Source organism: Bacteroidota bacterium (genome assembly GCA_018831055.1).
GTDB lineage: Bacteria > Bacteroidota > Bacteroidia > Bacteroidales > B18-G4 > M55B132.
In genome coordinates this window covers 1-17,589 of the sequence record JAHJRE010000233.1, presented here as the reverse complement: position 1 = coordinate 17,589, position 17,589 = coordinate 1, and the positions used below count along the sequence as shown (strand labels likewise).

Annotated in this window: 13 protein-coding genes; 8 read left to right on the top strand and 5 right to left on the bottom strand. The window is 44.8% G+C overall.

The genetic code is table 11. From position 1 onward, the window contains the following. Position 1: 1 nt before the first annotated feature. A complete protein-coding gene (locus KKA81_15540) occupies positions 2-193 on the bottom strand; it encodes a hypothetical protein (protein ID MBU2652341.1) in 192 nt (63 codons plus the stop codon). A gap of 329 nt (positions 194-522) precedes the next feature. On the opposite strand from KKA81_15540, the gene KKA81_15535 reads away from it, so the two are divergent. The 5 genes from KKA81_15535 to KKA81_15515 are packed head-to-tail and all read left to right on the top strand — an operon-like array spanning position 523 to position 5,623. Beyond that, a complete protein-coding gene (locus KKA81_15535) occupies positions 523-1,299 on the top strand; it encodes a polysaccharide biosynthesis/export family protein (protein MBU2652340.1) in 777 nt (258 codons plus the stop codon). 11 nt (positions 1,300-1,310) lie between these two features. Then, the gene (locus KKA81_15530; GenBank protein ID MBU2652339.1) at positions 1,311-3,797 is read left to right on the top strand and encodes a polysaccharide biosynthesis tyrosine autokinase; all 2,487 of its coding nucleotides are present in this window, start codon (positions 1,311-1,313) and stop codon (positions 3,795-3,797) included. Positions 3,798-3,839: 42 nt separating this feature from the next. Further along, positions 3,840-4,361, top strand: a complete 522-nt coding sequence (locus tag KKA81_15525) for a UpxY family transcription antiterminator (GenBank protein MBU2652338.1) — start codon at positions 3,840-3,842, stop codon at positions 4,359-4,361. Positions 4,362-4,406: 45 nt separating this feature from the next. Then, positions 4,407-4,910: a hypothetical protein gene (locus KKA81_15520; GenBank protein ID MBU2652337.1), complete on the top strand. Its 504-nt coding sequence runs from the start codon at positions 4,407-4,409 to the stop codon at positions 4,908-4,910. Next, positions 4,907-5,623, top strand: a complete 717-nt coding sequence (locus tag KKA81_15515) for a cytosolic protein (GenBank protein ID MBU2652336.1) — start codon at positions 4,907-4,909, stop codon at positions 5,621-5,623. Before KKA81_15520 ends, KKA81_15515 begins: the two co-directional genes overlap by 4 nt. Before the next feature lie 13 nt (positions 5,624-5,636). Here KKA81_15515 and metG read toward each other — a convergent pair whose 3' ends face one another. After that, positions 5,637-7,697 carry a methionine--tRNA ligase gene (gene metG / locus KKA81_15510; GenBank protein ID MBU2652335.1) on the bottom strand — a complete coding sequence of 687 codons (2,061 nt, stop codon included), beginning with the start codon at positions 7,695-7,697 and terminating at the stop codon, positions 5,637-5,639. Positions 7,698-7,873: 176 nt separating this feature from the next. On the opposite strand from metG, the gene KKA81_15505 reads away from it, so the two are divergent. The 3 genes from KKA81_15505 (at position 7,874) to KKA81_15495 (ending at position 12,734) form a co-directional block, all read left to right on the top strand. Next, positions 7,874-9,091, top strand: coding sequence for an ATP-binding protein (locus KKA81_15505; protein MBU2652334.1), 1,218 nt, complete (start codon positions 7,874-7,876; stop codon positions 9,089-9,091). Between the two features lie 190 nt (positions 9,092-9,281). Next, positions 9,282-11,189, top strand: a complete 1,908-nt coding sequence (locus tag KKA81_15500) for a glycoside hydrolase family 127 protein (protein MBU2652333.1) — start codon at positions 9,282-9,284, stop codon at positions 11,187-11,189. A gap of 45 nt (positions 11,190-11,234) precedes the next feature. Beyond that, positions 11,235-12,734, top strand: coding sequence for an alpha-L-fucosidase (locus KKA81_15495; protein MBU2652332.1), 1,500 nt, complete (start codon positions 11,235-11,237; stop codon positions 12,732-12,734). Here KKA81_15495 and KKA81_15490 read toward each other — a convergent pair. The 3 genes from KKA81_15490 to KKA81_15480 form a co-directional block, all read right to left on the bottom strand. After that, entirely contained in the window at positions 12,687-14,234 is a 1,548-nt protein-coding gene (locus KKA81_15490; GenBank protein ID MBU2652331.1) for a right-handed parallel beta-helix repeat-containing protein, read from the bottom strand. The genes KKA81_15495 and KKA81_15490 overlap by 48 nt on opposite strands. Before the next feature lie 144 nt (positions 14,235-14,378). Further along, the gene (locus KKA81_15485) at positions 14,379-16,334 is read right to left on the bottom strand and encodes an NPCBM/NEW2 domain-containing protein (protein ID MBU2652330.1); all 1,956 of its coding nucleotides are present in this window, start codon (positions 16,332-16,334) and stop codon (positions 14,379-14,381) included. A gap of 141 nt (positions 16,335-16,475) precedes the next feature. Beyond that, positions 16,476-17,589: hypothetical protein (locus KKA81_15480; GenBank protein ID MBU2652329.1), on the bottom strand; the 1,114-nt coding region annotated here is incomplete at its 5' end.

Genomic DNA, 17,589 nt, shown 5'->3' with positions numbered 1-17,589 from the left:
TTTATTCCCATCGCCTTCTGCAGCAAAAAAATGTCAGGGTTTTGTTCATAGATTCACCGGTTTCCGGCAAACCGGAATATCCATACTGGGGTGAGCCTCCCAATATCTGTTCCAGGGTGGGGGGACTTAGTACCGCAACGGTCCTGATCCTGATGGGTGACTTCTTCGCTTGCTTACTCATCTTTCTTTTCATGCCTTTTGCTTTTCCATTTATACCCGATATGCTGAAAGGATACCCTTAACCCGTGTTTCTATCATAAACCGGTTTTTGTGAATAGTGTTCTTTAACGTTATTTTAATTGCCGGAAATGTGATTTTTATCATCTTATGTAATAGATTTACAGGAACTTATATTGCATAGATCCAGATTGAATTTTACCATTGAGTGTTAATAACTCTATTTGGATTTAATTATGCGGTTAAACATATGAAGGATTTGCGATCATTTTTTCAATCCTGTTACCAAAAAAAAATATACATTTGCATTTCACACCGGGTCTTGAACAGATTAACAAAATAAACATGCGAATCAAATCAGCACTGAGTTTTATCGGATTGCTTGGCATCCTTTTAATGATTGCATCTTGTGTTCCGCAGAAAAAGATTATTTACCTCCAAAGTGCACTGGAAAACGACACCATTTCAGTTTACCAGAATGAATTAAAAGCAGATTACAAGGTTCAGCCCGGGGATATCCTTTATATCCGGGTTACCAGTATGGATGACAAGGCAAACAATTATCTGAACCAGGGGGAAAGGCAAACCCAGCAATACACCGATGCTACTTTGTATCTGGAAGGCTATACCGTGAATGATTCAGGGTATATTGATTTTCCGCTTGTGGGTTCTTTTTTCGTCCTTAACCAAACAACCCAGGAGATCAAGGTATCACTGCAGGAAAAGATCGACATCTTTTTTGTAGAAACAAGTATCTCGGTAAAACTGGCTAATTTCAATGTAACCCTGATCGGTGAGTTTAATCGTCCGGGTAAGTATAATATTTATCAGGACAGGATCAATCTTTTCCAGGCCATATCCATGGGGGGTGACCTGACGGATTTTGCCAACAGAAACCGGGTTGCCCTCATCCGGCAAACAGAAAAGGGATCGGTGATACACCGGCTCGACCTGACTGAGAAATCGATCATTGCCTCTGACTATTATTACCTGAAGCCTAACGATATTGTTTATGCTGAGCCACTCAAAGGGAAACAGTTCACTTTTGCCCAGTTCCCTTATGCCGTAATTTTCGCGGCTATTTCTACTGCATTGCTCCTGATCAATTATTTCAATAATTAAAACCCTATTCCGTGGACCAGGAAAAATTCTATGAGCTTAACAAGGAAGAATCCATTGATTTTAAAGCCTTGTTTTTTAAATTTTACCGGTATTGGTATTTATTTGTACTCACCATCATCGTTGCCCTTATCATAGCCTTTCTGTTCAATAAATACACGGAACCGGTTTATGAAATATCCACAACGGTACTGGTTAAAGATGATGCTTCTATGGACCCGCAGGCACTGATAGGTCTGGGTTCTTTTGGCAGGAGGCAGCAGAATATTGAAAATGAAATCGGGATACTGCAATCCTATTCTCTGGCCTTGCGCACAGTTAAAAGCCTGCCTTTTGAAGTGTCATACTTTCAGGAAAAGGATTTCATTCTGAAAGAGATCTACGGTGATTCACCGTTTAGCGTTGAGTTTGATACAAGCCATATTCAAGCGGTTAACCTTCAGTTTCATGTTAATGTCATTTCTAACTCTAAATTCAGATTATCAGCGGAAGGTCAGAATATTTCCCTTTATTATTACAACGAAGGGGAACCTGTTGCTGATAAAAAACTGGAAAGTGTTAATCTTGACAAGGAATTTTTTTTCGGGGAAATTATTGAAACACCGGAATACAGTTTCAGGGTTGTTTTGAACAGTAATTTCGATCCTGAAAAGGATAAGGAAAACGATTACCTTTTTGTCTTTAACAGCTACCAGTCGCTGGTAGGCAGATTCCGTGGACTTGAGATTGAACCAGTGCAGAGGGAAGCTTCGCTTTTGAAAATATCCCTGAAGGGGAATAATGTGAAAAAGTTGGTTGATTTCCTTAATTTTCTTACCCAGGCTTACCTATCAAGAGAACTGGAGAAAAAGAACAAGGTAGCACGGAATACGATTGAATTTATTAACCAGGAACTGAAAGGTATTGAAGACACACTGATTTATGCCGAGCAAAATCTTGAGACATTCCGTCTGAATAATGAAGTAATGGATATCGACTTCGAAACACAGATGGTGTTTGAGCATATGAAAGAACTGCAAACACAAAAGGCGGAGTTGATGGTGAAAGCGAAGTATTATGTTAACCTTAAGGAATATCTTCAGAAAAACATAGATAACCTCGATAAGCTGGTTGTCCCATCTTCCATGGGGATAGAGGATCCTTTGCTTAATCAGCTAACTACCGAGCTCATCGAACTGAATAATCAGAAAACAGAACTATTGTCGGCTGCGCGTGAGACCAATCCTCTGGTTACCGAACTAAACCAAAAGATCCGCAATACACGTGATGCTTTGCTCGAGAATATAAACAGTATCATCAATACCTCGAATATTGGTATTGCCGATATCGACGACCGCGTAGGAGATATGCAAAAACGAATGCAGCGACTCCCCAGAACACAGAGAACTTTGTTCAATATCGAAAGGGATTTCAACCTGAGCAATACCATGTACACATTCCTGTTGCAGAAAAGATCGGAAGCTCAGATCACCGAAGCCTCGAATTTCCCCGATAACGAAATTATCGATATAGCCAGAACGGATGGACAATCCCAGGTATTTCCAAAGAAAAGCCTGAACTATACGATTGCCCTTTTGCTGGGCCTGGTTCTCCCCGTGGCCTTCGTCCTGGGGAAAGATTACCTGAATGATAAAATTGTGGAAAGATCGGATGTTGAAAAACTGACAAAGATTCCTATCGTTGGCCATATCATTCATAGTACCAAAATTTCCAAACTCGTTGTTGCCGAATCACCCAAATCATCCATCGCTGAGTCCTTCCGGTCGGTCAGAACCAATATCCAGTATATCCTGAAGGGTAAGGAGCAGCAAACCCTCCTGGTTACATCGGATATGGTAAGTGCCGGTAAGACTTTTGTGTCTATAAATCTGTCCTCTATATATGCCTTTTATGGGAAAAAGACCCTTTTAATGGGTTTCGACCTTAGAAAACCCAAGATTTACCAGGATTTTGGACTAACAAATACGGTCGGGATAACATCATATCTGATCAATAAATGTACTATCGATGAGATGATCCAGACTTCTCCCATTGAGAATATGGATGTGGTAATGGCAGGTCCTGTGCCTCCAAATCCGGCTGAATTGATCGCCTCCGACAAAACCAATGAGATGTTTGAGGAGCTGAAGAAAAGATATGACTTTATTATTATCGACACACCTCCTGTCGGACTGGTTACCGATGCCTTTCTCCTGATGAAACACACTGATGCCAACTTATTCATTGTAAGGCAGAATTACACTCATAAGAAGGTGTTTGGTTCCATTATCAAAGACATTGAACTAAGGAATATTCCAAACACCTGCATCCTGATCAACGACGTTAAGCTGGGCCGCAGCGGTTATGGTTATGGCTATGGCTATGGTTATGGCTATGGCTATGGTTACGGCTATGGTTACGGTTACGGCTATGGTTACGGCTATGGTTATGGTTACGGGTATTACTCCGATGATAAGGATGTGGAGAAAAAATCTGTGCTTCGCAGGATCTTCGGCAGTTAATATTATTCCTTACAGGGAGCTTGTTCAGTAAACCGATGATCCATGGTTAAACCAAAACACGAGTATCACTGGCACGCTTTGTACACCCGGCCTAGGTCCGAAAAAAGAGCCTGGGAAGACTTGAAAGAAGCTGGCATTGAAAGTTACCTGCCTTTGGTGAAAACCCTGAAACAGTGGTCTGACCGTAAGAAATGGGTGGAAGAACCACTTTTCCGCTCCTATATTTTTGCCAGGGTTTCGGTAAAAGAATATTTTGAGGTGTTAAATGCCTCCATACATGTTGTCAGATACATCACTTTTGAAGGCAAAGCTGTACCTATACCTCCACAACAGATTGAAGCCATAAAAACTTTCATTGCGCAGGGTGAAAACCTGAATATAGATACAAGCAGTCTGGTTCCCGGACAATTGGTGGAAGTCATTGAAGGCGCCATGAAAGGGTTGCAGGGTAACCTGGTCAGGGTGCTTGGGAAGCAAAAGGTCAGGATTGAGATTGCCGGTGTTGGCAAGGAATTGTTTGTGGAGATCCCAGCAGCGTTTTTAAGGACAATAGAAACAACCTGATGCATGATTCTTTTTATTAAATTTATCCCAATTTAATATCATATCATGGCTCAGAAAGAAATAGATTTATTACGGAACCAGATTGACAAGCTGAATGTCAAGGGTTTCGACCTGGAAGCCTGGAAGAAATACACTATAGTCATAGTTGCCAGGATCTTCGGGGAACATTCTGAAAAGATCCGGCAGATCGAGAAGATAACCTATGATTATAGCAGCTGGGCTCTTCGCGATACAACCGGATCGTCAGAATATCTGGAAACGTGTAAAAAGCTTGGACGGGAAATCCTGGAAGCTTCAATCGATGAGTTGAAAACCTTTGGATTACCGGCACGGGAACAGGCTACCAACGAGTTTTACAATATCATTCTTTCCGCTCTTCAGGATGAACTGAAGGGATCCCAGATGAAAGAGATACGCCAGATCCTGGAAGATGATACCAATAAAGAAACCATTATAGAGAAGTTAAAAAGTTATGGGACCGAAGTTGCTCCGTCAGTACTGGCCAGCATCTTGTGTGATCCATTGTTTATAAAGGAGTTGAGGAAATGAACAACAAAAAGGAAACCGTCAGGTTGATCATTGATTATTTTCACCGCAGTATGATGCACCATGCCATGTGGTATGCGGAGGTACAGCACCAGCTGGGCAGGGAAAAGGCGCTCGAAGTTTTGAAGGTTGCTTCTGCCCGCAGTGAGGAGATCCATATGAAACGACTGGCTAAAATACTTGGCTTTGAGTTGGATGATGGATTACCCATCCCCCTCCTGGAAATGCCGGAGGACAAATTGCAGGAGTTGAAACAAGGTGTAGCTGTAAACTGGCTGGCTATGGACGGGGTTTGGTTCCAGGCGGTTGAGTTTACACGCGGCATGAATGATGCCAAGAGGTGCAACGACTCAACCTGGGGGCAATTTTCACCCTATGAGGCCTGGTCGATCAAACGATTGCTCAATATCCCGGAAAACCCCGGTTTGGGAGGCTTGAAGAGGGCCCTTCAGTATCGCCTTTATGCTTCCGTTAACAAGCAATCCATCCATGAGGAAACGGAGAAGAGTTTTGTTTTCAGGATGGATGACTGCAGGGTGCAATCGGCCCGCAAACGCAAAGGACTGGATGATTATCCATGTAAATCAGGGGGTTTGGTTGAATACACAACATTCGCGGAGGCTATCGATAAGCGCATTAAGACCGAATGTATTGCATGCCCGCCCGATCCTCATCCTGAAGAGTATTACTGCGCATGGAAGTTTTTCATAGAGTGAGACGATTAGAGACTTATTTCACCTCGCTGCCGTTCATGAATTTCTCTGAAGGCGAAACAAAAACCAGTTTACCGGTATTATCCTCGGCCATCAGGATCATTCCTTGCGACTCTATGCCTTTTAACTGCCTGGGTTCGAGGTTAACCAGGATGCATACCTGTTTCCCGATGATGGCGGCAGGCTCATAATATTCGGCAATTCCGGAAACGACGGTACGTTTATCGATGCCTGTATCAATCTTCAGTTTCAGAAGTTTTTTCGTTTTGGGCACTTTTTCGGCTTCCAGGATGGTGCCGGTACGGATATCGATTTTTGCAAAATCGTCGTAACTGATGTTGTCTTTTGCCGGTTTAGCCCCGGCTTGTGCTGCTTCGTTCATTTTTTTCGTTTCCAGGAGTTTTTGTACCTGGGCTTCTATCATTTTATCATCTATCCTTTCGAAAAGATATTCGGCTTTGTTCAGGATATGACCGGCAGGCAAGAGGTTGCTGCGGCCGGCATCGTTCCAGTCCAGCTCAGGAAGGTTCAACAGGTAAACCAGTCTTTCTGCGGTAAAGGGAAGGAAAGGCTTTGAGAGAATGGCAAGGTTGGCGCAGATTTGCAGTGATACATTCAAAATGGTCTTCACCCTTTCTTCATCGCTTTGGATCACCTTCCAGGGTTCACTGTCGGTGAGGTATTTGTTTCCGAGGCGTGCCAGATTCATCATCTCGCTCAGGGCTTCCCGGAATTTGAAATGCTCAATGCGGCTTCCTATCCTGCCGGGGAAGGTTTTGATCTCTTCCAGGACTAATTTATCGATATCAGTTAGCACACCTGCTGCCGGCACCGTTCCGCCGAAGTATTTTTCCGTTAATACCATCGTGCGGTTGATCAGGTTGCCAAAGATTGCAAGCAACTCGTTGTTGTTCCTTGCCTGAAAATCCTTCCATGTGAAGTCGTTATCTTTTGATTCCGGGGCGTTGGCACAGAGGGTGTACCGGAGCACATCCTGTCTTCCCGGGAAATCTTCCAGGTATTCGTGTAACCAGACTGCCCAGTTACGCGAAGTGGAGATCTTTTCTCCTTCAAGATTCAGGAATTCATTGGCCGGGACATTGTCGGGAAGGATAAAGGATCCTTCCTTATGTAACATAGCTGGGAAAATGATACAATGGAACACGATGTTATCCTTACCGATGAAGTGAACCAGTCTGGAGTCGTGGCTTTTCCAGTAGGGTTCCCAGTCTTTTCCTGTTTTTTCGCTCCATTCCCTGGAGGCGGATATGTATCCTATGGGGGCATCGAACCATACATAAAGCACTTTTTCTTCTGTGCCTTCCAATGGAACCTTAACGCCCCAGTCGAGGTCGCGGGTTACGGCCCTGGGTTGCAGTCCCTGATCGATCCAGGATTTGCACTGACCGTAAACATTAGGTTTCCAGTCGCTTTCATGGCCTTCCAGGATCCATTCTCTCAGCCAGCCTTCGTAACGGTCGAGCGGAAGATACCAGTGTTTGGTTTCTTTCATCACCGGAGCGTTACCGCTTAGCGCAGAACGGGGATTGATGAGGTCGGTCGGACTGAGAGAAGTACCGCAGTTTTCACACTGGTCGCCGTAAGCTCTATCGAAACTACAGTGCGGACAGGTTCCCGTAATATACCGGTCGGCCAGGAAGTGTCCGGCTTCTTCATCGTAATACTGCAAGGTGGTTTTTTCGGTAAATTCCCCCTTTTCATATAGCTTACGGAAAAATTCAGATGCCGTCTCATGATGTATGGGAGCCGATGTCCTGGAATAAACATCGAAGGAAATGCCAAACGCTGCAAATGAATCCCGGATGATCGCGTGATATTTGTCTACAATTTCCTGTGGACTAACGCCCTGTTGCCTTGCCTTGATGGTGATAGGTACCCCGTGCTCGTCGGATCCCCCTATGAACAATACGTCTTCGCCTTGCATCCGTAGATAACGGGCGTAAATGTCGGCCGGAACATAAACCCCCGCCAGATGACCAATATGGATCGGACCATTGGCATATGGCAGAGCAGAAGTAATGGTATATCTTTTAAATGCTTTCTTATTATCGGACATTTTGCAGCTTTTCTTGAATTTCGGCAAAGATAGGAATAATGTTATATGGGTATCAGGAATGATTGATAACAAGTTGCATCCTGAAACTCACGTAAAAGTACGATATGTACCTTTTATTATTAGTTTACATTGCTAATATAAAATATATTATTTTTGTAAAATAAAATTTTGCTGTCATGTTAAAATCAGCTATTTCTGAAGTGCTGGAATCTCAGCAGGAGAGGAACAGTCATCTGGGAAGAGGTATTGAAAGAGATATTGCCGGGCAAATATCACTAAAGGGGAGTCATATCAACATTATCAGCGGGATAAGGAGGTGCGGGAAAAGTACTTTATTGAGACAATTATTCCCGAAGGATGAACCTTTTTTGTTCCTGAATTTTGAGGATCCAAAGTTAAGTGGTTTTGCTCTGGATGACTTTAACAAACTGGACGAAATCATTAAAGAAAAAAGAGTTAAGAAAATTTATTTCGATGAGATACAAGTGATTCCTGAATGGGAACGATACATCAGAGCCTTGCATGACGAGAAATATCAGGTGTTTATTACCGGTTCCAATGCTTCAATGCTAAGCAGGGAATTAGGAACCAAACTTACCGGGAGGCATCTGATCAGGGAAATATTCCCGTTTTCCTACAAGGAATTTCTGACATTCACAGGGGGCAAGGCATCGACGGCTTCTTCAAGGGATTATTTCAATAAGGGCGGGTTTCCTGAATATTTAAAAGATACTGATCAGGAGATACTTCATCAGATACTTTATGACATTATCTATCGTGATATCGCGGTCAGGCAGCAGGTTAGAAGGCATGAAACCCTTAAACAAATGCTTTTATACATCATATCGAATATATCAAAAGTGTTATCCTATAATCAGTTGAAAAATACTTTTGAACTGGGATCGGCCACAACAGTGATTGATTATCTCTCTTACTTCCAGGATAGTTATCTTTTATTTACCATTCCACGTTTTGATTATTCCCTTAAAAAGCAAATCTTCAATCCGAGGAAGATTTATTCTATTGATACCGGTCTGGCAAATGCCAATTCGCTTTCGTTTTCCAAAGATGAGGGAAGAATACTGGAAAATGCTGTATTCCTGCATTACCGAAGAAAGGGAGCACAGGTTTTTTATTACACCAACCGTTATGAGTGTGATTTTATCATCAAAGAGGAAGGTGTCATAAACCATTGCCTTCAGGTATGTTCGTCGTTAAAAAGTGATAATCTGACACGGGAAACCAATGGGATTATTGAAGCTATGGAATACTGTGGTGTAAAAAAGGGACTGATTGTAACCACTGACCAGGAAGATGAACTGAAAGTAAAAGAACACATAATAAATGTTATACCTTACTGGAAACTGGCGATTAGCGATAAGGAAACAACCTGAGAACTAATGTTATGGATCATCAAACCCTAAACCCTAAACCCTAAACCCTAAACTTCTAAACTTCTAAACTTCTAAACTTCTAAACTCCCGAACCCGCTACCTGCCTCATTTTAATATTCTTTCCCGAGTTCGTATTACTTCAATGTTGTTTTTGTATTTTAGGGTTTCAATATTTACCAAAGTATGGATTATGAAAAAGCCTGTCATCGCGCTAATTTTATTAGCCGTATTGTTTATTTTTACTTCTTGCCAGGAGGAAAGAAATTCCAAAGATTACAAGATCAGACCGGTTTCGTTTACAAAAGTGGATCTCACAGATAATTTCTGGAAATCGCGTTTGGAGACCAACAACCGGGTCACTATACCTTTTGCTTTCGAGCAGTGTGAAGAAACGGGGCGTTTAAAGAATTTCCGGGTTGCCGGCGGTCTTGAGGAAGGCGGTTTCAGTTCCCGTTATCCTTTCGACGATTCCGATGTTTTCAAGATCATGGAAGGGGCGGCCTACTCTTTACAGGAGTTTCCCGACGACAGCCTGGATGCCTATCTTGATACATTGATTTCCTGGATAGCCGCGGCCCAGGAAAAGGATGGATACTTATACACATACCGCACCATCCTGGGAGAAGAAGCCGATACCGGATGGGTCGGCACACAACGCTGGGAAAAAGTGAATCACCACAGCCACGAACTGTATAATCTCGGGCATATGTATGAAGCGGCTGTGGCTCATTACAATGCTACGGGTAGAAGAAATTTCCTGGATATAGCCATTAAGTCGGCCGACCTTGTTTATCAGGATTTTGGCAAGGGAAAGATTGAAAAATATCCCGGCCATCAGGAGATTGAGATCGGTCTGGTCAGGCTATACCGTACCACAGGGGATGAACGTTATCTTGAGCTCGCCCGCTTCTTCCTGGATACCAGACAGGGAGGTGATTCATACAACCAGGCTCATGAATCGGTTACGCAACAGCGTGAGGCAGTCGGGCATTCTGTTCGTGCCTGTTACATGTATGCCGGCATGGCCGATGTGGCTTCCATGACCGGGGATTTGGCTTATATACAAGCCATCGACAGCATCTGGAACGATGTTGTTTCGGGAAAGCTTTATATAACCGGAGGCATTGGCTCCGTGGGCAGCCACGAGGGATTCGGGGAGCCTTATGACCTGCCCAATGCCACCGCCTATTGTGAAACCTGCGCGGGAATTGCCAATGTGCTTTGGAATCACCGAATGTTCCTATTGACAGGAGATTCCAAATATATCGACATCCTGGAAAGAAGCCTTTATAATAACGTGCTTTCCGGTGTTGCCCTGGAAGGAAACCTGTTCTTTTACCCCAACCGTTTGGAATCCCATGGAAAAGACAGTCGTAGCGAATGGTTCGCCTGCGCATGTTGCCCTTCTAACATCAGCCGTTTTATCCCTTCTGTGCAAGGGTATATCTATGCTGAAGATGACAGGAATATCTATGTGAACCTTTATGTTTCCAGTTTAGCGGATATTGAACTTAAGAATGCCAAAGTGAAGTTAATTCAGAAAAGTCTGATGCCCTGGGAAGGTGAAAGCCTGTTTGAAATAGAGCCCGATAAACCCGCGACTTTCACGCTGAGGTTTAGGGTGCCGGGATGGGCAACGGGCGAGGTTATTCCGTCAGATCTGTATACAACCCTGAATGGATTCGAGAATCAGCCGGATATTTTTGTTAACGGGGAGAAGGAAGATTTTTTAATGGATAAAGGTTATGCGGTTATAGAGCGACAATGGCAGGCCGGAGATAAAGTGGAGGTTTTCCTGCCCATGGAAGTACTGTTTATCACTGCCCATGAGAAGGTGCCTGAGGATACGGGTAAAGTGGCCATACAGCGGGGACCGCTGGTTTATTGCGCTGAATGGACCGACCAGGCCGACTCCTCAGTTATGAACCTGGAAATAGATCCATCCACAGCCATAAGCACCGATTTTAATCCTGACTTGCTGGGTGGCCTGGTCATGCTGCAGGGTTCAGGGAATAAGGATTTTACCATGATCCCTTACTATGCATGGGCACACAGGGGGCCCGGAGAGATGGCGGTTTGGATCAAATCAGGTAAATAAATCAACCTGCACTAATGCAGGTATTCATGCTCCAGATTCTTGGAAATGCGTATAAGAAAGATAACATTCATATTCAGCCTGTTGATGGCCGCCGGCTGTTATAATGGCGCGGGATTACCTGAGGATATTCCTGTCTGTAAGGTTATTCCTTCAGTGCAACAGATTAATTATCAGGAAATGGAAATGGTGGGATTTGTCCATTTTTCCATGAACACCTTTACCGATAGGGAGTGGGGCTTTGGTGATGAAGACCCCGGTATTTTCAACCCTGAACAGCTTGATTGCGAGCAATGGGTTATGGCAGCAAAAGAGGGAGGACTGAGAGAACTGATCCTCACAGCCAAGCATCACGACGGATTCTGCCTGTGGCCCAGCGTTTTTACTAAACACAGTGTCAAATACAGCCCATACAGGAATGGAAAGGGTGATATCGTGAGGGAGTTCACCGAGGCTTGCCGGAAGCATGGATTGAAAACAGGTCTGTACCTTTCGCCTTGGGACCGCAACCATCCTGATTATGGAAAGCCGGAATATCTGACATATTACAGGAATCAGCTTAAGGAACTGCTCACAAACTACGGAAAGATCGACGAGATCTGGTTCGACGGGGCCAACGGGGGTAGTGGATATTACGGTGGTACCAATGAAACCCGGACCATCGACAATAAAACATACTACGAATGGGATTCTACTTTTACCCTGGTAAAATCACTGCAACCGGATATCATGATCTTCTCCGATGCCGGTCCTGACCTTCGCTGGGTAGGCAATGAAAACGGTTTCGCGGGGGAAACATTCTGGTCGATGATCGACGACAGCAGGCTTACCATAGGCGGCGCCGACCAAGCTTACCTGAATACCGGCGATCCGGATGGAAACAAATGGATCACCGGACAGTGCGACGTATCCATCCGGCCGGGTTGGTTTTATCATGAACAACAGGATAGTCTGGTCAAATCATCTCAGCAACTGGTAGATATTTATTATAAATCGGTTGGCAGAAATGCCGTTCTGCTGCTGAACATACCTCCGGACCGTCGCGGTCTGATCCATGAAAATGATATTGACAGCCTTAAAGAATTCAGGAAAATCATACAGGAAACCTTTGATACTAACCTTGCCGTTAATGGATATGTAATAGCAAACAATATCCGGAATAATGATGAATATTTCAGTCCTGCAAATATCATCGATGATGACAGAAATTCATATTGGGCTGCAGATGACAGTTTATTTTCCGCTGAACTGACGATTGAGTTTAAAGAACCTGTGAAGTTCGACAGGATTGTGATCCAGGAACCCATCAGGTTCGGACAACGCATTTCACGCTTCCGGGTTTTTGCCTTGAGCCCGGATAATGAATGGATATTAATCACAGAAGGTACCACTATTGGTTATAAGCGTATCCTGAAAACTAATCCTGTTATAACCGAAAAGATCAGGTTTTGCATCCTGGAATCCCTTAATGTTCCTTCCATCAGCAATTTTGCCTTGTATTTATCTCCTGATAAATTTGCCAATCATATCTGCTCCGGCCACTTTTAACCGCACTGAATATATTCCGGAAGGCAAATCCGATACATCCAACGTAAATTGGTTCTTAGATTTATATGATCCCGGCAGGCTAAAGGATGAAACTCTGGATCCACGAAGATCAAATATAGTAACTTCCATATCCTGGTCATTGGGTATACCCAATTCATTTATACTATTTTGCGTAAAAGTTCCATAACTTACCGTTAATACTGAAACTGCCGGATTTGGATACAGGTTGAGTGTTAGTGTTTGCTTATTATTCTGTTCATTGATTCCCGGATTGATAATATGGTAATAATATGCACCTATATCGCTTATGGTGCCATCCGGGTCGAGAATCGTATCTACACCGGCGTTGATGCAGGGAGAATCCCATTCAAGATGAAAATTATTGGATGCGGTATCAACAAAAATGGGGTAGAGGTCGATGTTTGCTTTCCATTGTCCCAGGATTGGCGCTCCTTCGATGGAATCCTGTCCATACTGGATATCGTTGAAGTAAAAATCAGGGATACAATCATCGGAGTAAATGTATATCTGACAGCCGCTTGGTGATTCATTGCCCCAGTAGATATTATTGATCAGCCTGGGGGACGACTCATCATATATATCAATGCCTCCTCCATGGTTGTTTGAAGAATTATTTACAATAGTATTATTAATGATCAAAGGATTGCAGTATGCATTCAGCTCAATAGCCCCTCCATCTATAAGGGAATAATTATCTACAAACAGGTTATGTGATATTTGGGGATTGCTTGAAAGATAAACCTCAATGGCTCCTCCAAATTGATTGGCATGGTTAGCTTCGAAGATATTATTTTTGATAAGGGGATTGGAGTGATCCCAGACAGCGATTACCCCGGCGGTTTTTGTGGCATAATTATCGTAAAAGTAATTGTTTTCAATAATCGCATTGTTGCAGGCATATACCATCATGGCCCCACCTACGCTGGATCTATTATTTATAAAACTATTGTTGCGGATTATTATGTCAGCGTTTTGAAATGCAATGGCTCCTCCGGCAGCATTGGTGCCGGTCCAGGCTTTATTATCAATAAAAAGGCAGTGTTCTACTACCACTTTGTTGAAATTCATGACCGCAATGCCCGGGCCACAATTATCCGGCCAGGTGCCAATGCCATTTCCATCCTGGAATCTGCAGTAACGAAAAAAACAGGTATCACTTAGGGAATCGACTGAAGCCATTCTAACGCCCCTATGGCCGGATGTTCCGGCTGCGCTGAACAGGATGGTGTCGTTTTCAGTACCTTCTGCCAGGATCCTGCCGGTAACAAGGAGGGCACAATTGATCTGGAACTCTACATTCACCCCCGGTTCGATGATCAGGGTGTTACCGGCCTGGACAGTGATCTCTCCTTCAACAAGGTAGGGTGATCCTTCTGCATTCCAGGTACCGGAAACATCTCCGGCAGGGACTATTGTCTGTGACAGGCAGAAGACGCCCGATAGTGACAATAAGATCAGGAAAATAGCTGATTTGTTCATGGTTATAGTTTTAGCGGGTTAATAAAAAGAAATATTTTACTAAAAATACAACCTTAGAAAAGCTTAAGTGCAACAAATCAATAAACGCCGGGATTGGATTGATAAACGCTTTGATTTAGTTAGTGAATGCTCAGAACGGAGGGATTACCTGATCCCAATGAAGACCACACCATGGTAAGGTACTTCCGCTTCAAATCCTTCCGAAAAGTTTCCCAGGTCTTGTTGCCGCCAAAGGTCTCGTACCTTGTACTCATTATTTATCAGTCCCAGTTCCTTCCAGGAAACCCGTATCTTTTTCACATCCGGTTCACCATCCCAGGAAAAAGCTTCCACCGGGCTATCCGAGCCGGTGTTGAATATCCCTATGGCGGTTGAACCATCCGACATGGACTTGCCCCAGACCTGGTAACCATCACCCTCAGCCAGTTTTGTTGCCTGTTTGCCCAGGGGATCCTGGTTCACGGCCAGTACTTCATCGTTCGTGAGAAGACTCAGGGTGAATTCATCGAGTTGTTGCATGTCGCATCCCAGCAGGAGGGGAGAGGAAAGAAGGCTCCACAGGCTGATATGCGTATATTGTTCATCGGGGGTGAGTTTGGTTTCGCGCAAGCTGGGACCCCAGCCTACTTTGCCTACCACCAGCATATCGGGGTCGTTCCAGTGGCCCGGACCGGCGTATGGGGAGCACTTGTCCTGACTGAACCCTATGCCGGCCATGCTGGTCCAGGTATCGGTTATGTCGCCGGTGGTGCGCCACAGGTTGCCACCAACCTCCTCGCCCCAGGTCCATACATCACCCATACCATACTGGCAGAGGCTGTAAACGATGTCGCGGTCTACCCGGTTGAGCATCTCACGCATAAGGATGTATGGTTTCTTTAGTTCCGGAAGACTGCGGTCTTTGGCAATGCGGCTGTAAGCGCACCAGTCGTACTTCAGGTAATCGATGCCCCAGCGCGCCCAGGTCTGCGCATCCTGTAATTCATGCTGGTAACTGGCAAGGTAACCTCCGCAGGTCAGTGGCCCAGGACCGGAATAAATGCCCAGTTTGAGCCCTAAGGCATGAACGTCATCGGCCAGCTTCTTCATGTCGGGGAATTTCTCGTTGGCCAGGAGTTCACCTTCAGGAGTACGTTCTGCTGCTTCCCAGCCGTCATCGATGTTGATGAATGACCATCCGTGATCGGCCAGGCCGGAGTTGACCATGGCTTCAGCTGCCCCTTTCACCTTCTCCTGGTCGACACTCAGTCCCCAGCAGTTCCAGCTATTCCAGCCCATAGGCGGGGTGAGGGCCAGAGAACTGCCGGAAACGAGTTTCCAGGACTTGCTGTTGCTGCCCAGTTCGTTCTTTGCTGTAAAGGTTATTTCGTAATCGCCCCTGGGAGGGCATGTTCCCGAAATGATACCGGTGGCAGGATCCAATATTAATCCTTCAGGAAGTACTTCAGCAGCGAAAGTCATAGGCCTTTTGCCGGTTGCAGGGATTTTAAACAGGAAGGGTTTTCCGGGTGTGGCACCATAGACAGAAGGACCGTTGATCCTTGGCTCATCCGGTGGAGGAGGAGTGAGGATATAGGCTTCAGGCATGGGTTGCATGACCGGGACCGGCTCCCGGCCGGTATACTCAATGGCCACCTCCAGCCAGTCGGCATGATCGTAGTTGATGTTGTCGCCACCATCGGAGATGTAAAGCCCCAGTTTCTGAATGCCATCAAGGGCTACATCGAATTTCCCGGCAGAATCACCCTTTGTCATGATTCCGCTTTGCCAAAGCACTTTTGCATCACCCAGGATGAAAAACTCAACGCTGGCAGGATCACCGCTCTCGTCGTCCACACCGCAATATCCGCTTATCTTCTTCCCTGTTCCATGCAGATCGATCAGCATTTTACTGATGGCATGGGTGCCGACACCGTTTTCAAAAACCTTGCCTGCAACCTGAAGAAGGTTACTGTCGACACTGTAGTTCTTGTGTACATTACCCCAGCCGGTTTCCATGAAGGTGAGGTCGGTTTCGTTCAAAAACAAAACATTACGCCTGGTTTCGCAGGAAGCAAGGACCATCAGGCAAAGGACGAGAATAACAATTATGCGATTCATAAGAAATTAATAATGGTTGGTTTATAAATACTGGACTGAGAATCCAATGCTAAAATAGTAAATATTGAAATAAAATAAATAAAAAAACCCCGGATCTCATCGAGACCCGGGGAGTCGGTTATGAAGCTAATTATCGCAGAATTAGTGCTGTATAATTCCTGAAGTGTTACCGTTTCCGAAGATGGTTGCTTTAGCGCTGTTGATTGCTCCCTGCTGTGATACGTTGCTGATGTTCATGTCGCCTGCGATATAGATACCGTTGGAGAAGAATCCGTCACCGACTGTGTTGCCGAGACCGTCCTGATCCACGTTCACGTTGTTAAGATCGCTGCCGGCTTCGAGGTAAACATTGGTGATGTTGCCTTCGCCGTACTGGTAAGCGTTGATGTTGTTTTCATCACCGCCGGCTACAACTGCGCTTACGAAGTTGAATTCGCCTGACTGGATGATCTCAGTGTTGTTATAGTTTCCATTCTGATAGCTGAATATTGTGTTTCCTACTCCGGATTGGTCTGCGTAGAGGTTGTTTCCATCACCGTTCTGCTCTGCGTACAGCTCGTTGAAAGCGCCTTCCTGGTACATGTTTACATTGTTTCCTTCGCCGTTCTGATCAATCTGGGCCATGTTGGCAAAACCACCCTGGAAAAGGCTGCTGGTGTTGTAGTCACCCGACTGGTTCAGATCAAGCATGTTATCGTCGCCAATCTGCTCGGTAAAGTTGCTGTTGGCAAATCCGCTCTGGTTTACATTTGCACTGTTGAACCAACCATTCTGATAAAGCTCATTGTTGTTGGCTTCTCCGCTTTGTGTAACGTAAAGGCTGTTGCCCACACCGTACTGTCCGGTAAAGCTGAAGTTGTTGTTTCCATCCTGAGCAACGATTGTATAGTTACCATCACCCCACTGGTCAACCATAAGCTGGTTACCGTTTCCGTACTGTGTTTCAATGGCGGTGTTGCCGAAACCGATCACCCATGCATCGGCGTAGTTGTAACTGCCTGTGATGAGTTGCTCGACGCTGTTGAAACCACCGTCCATATCGATCCAGGATTCGTTTCCGTCGCCGTACATGGAAATGGATGCATAGTTGTCAAAACCATATTGATAAACATCGGCGATATTGTAATTTCCGTCCATGTTTATATAAAGGTAGTTTGCGTAACCGCCCTGCTCGGCGTAGATGTTGTTTTCGTCACCGTTAACGATGAATTCTGCGTAGTTGTCTTCTCCGTCCTGGGTAAGCATTGACCAGTTT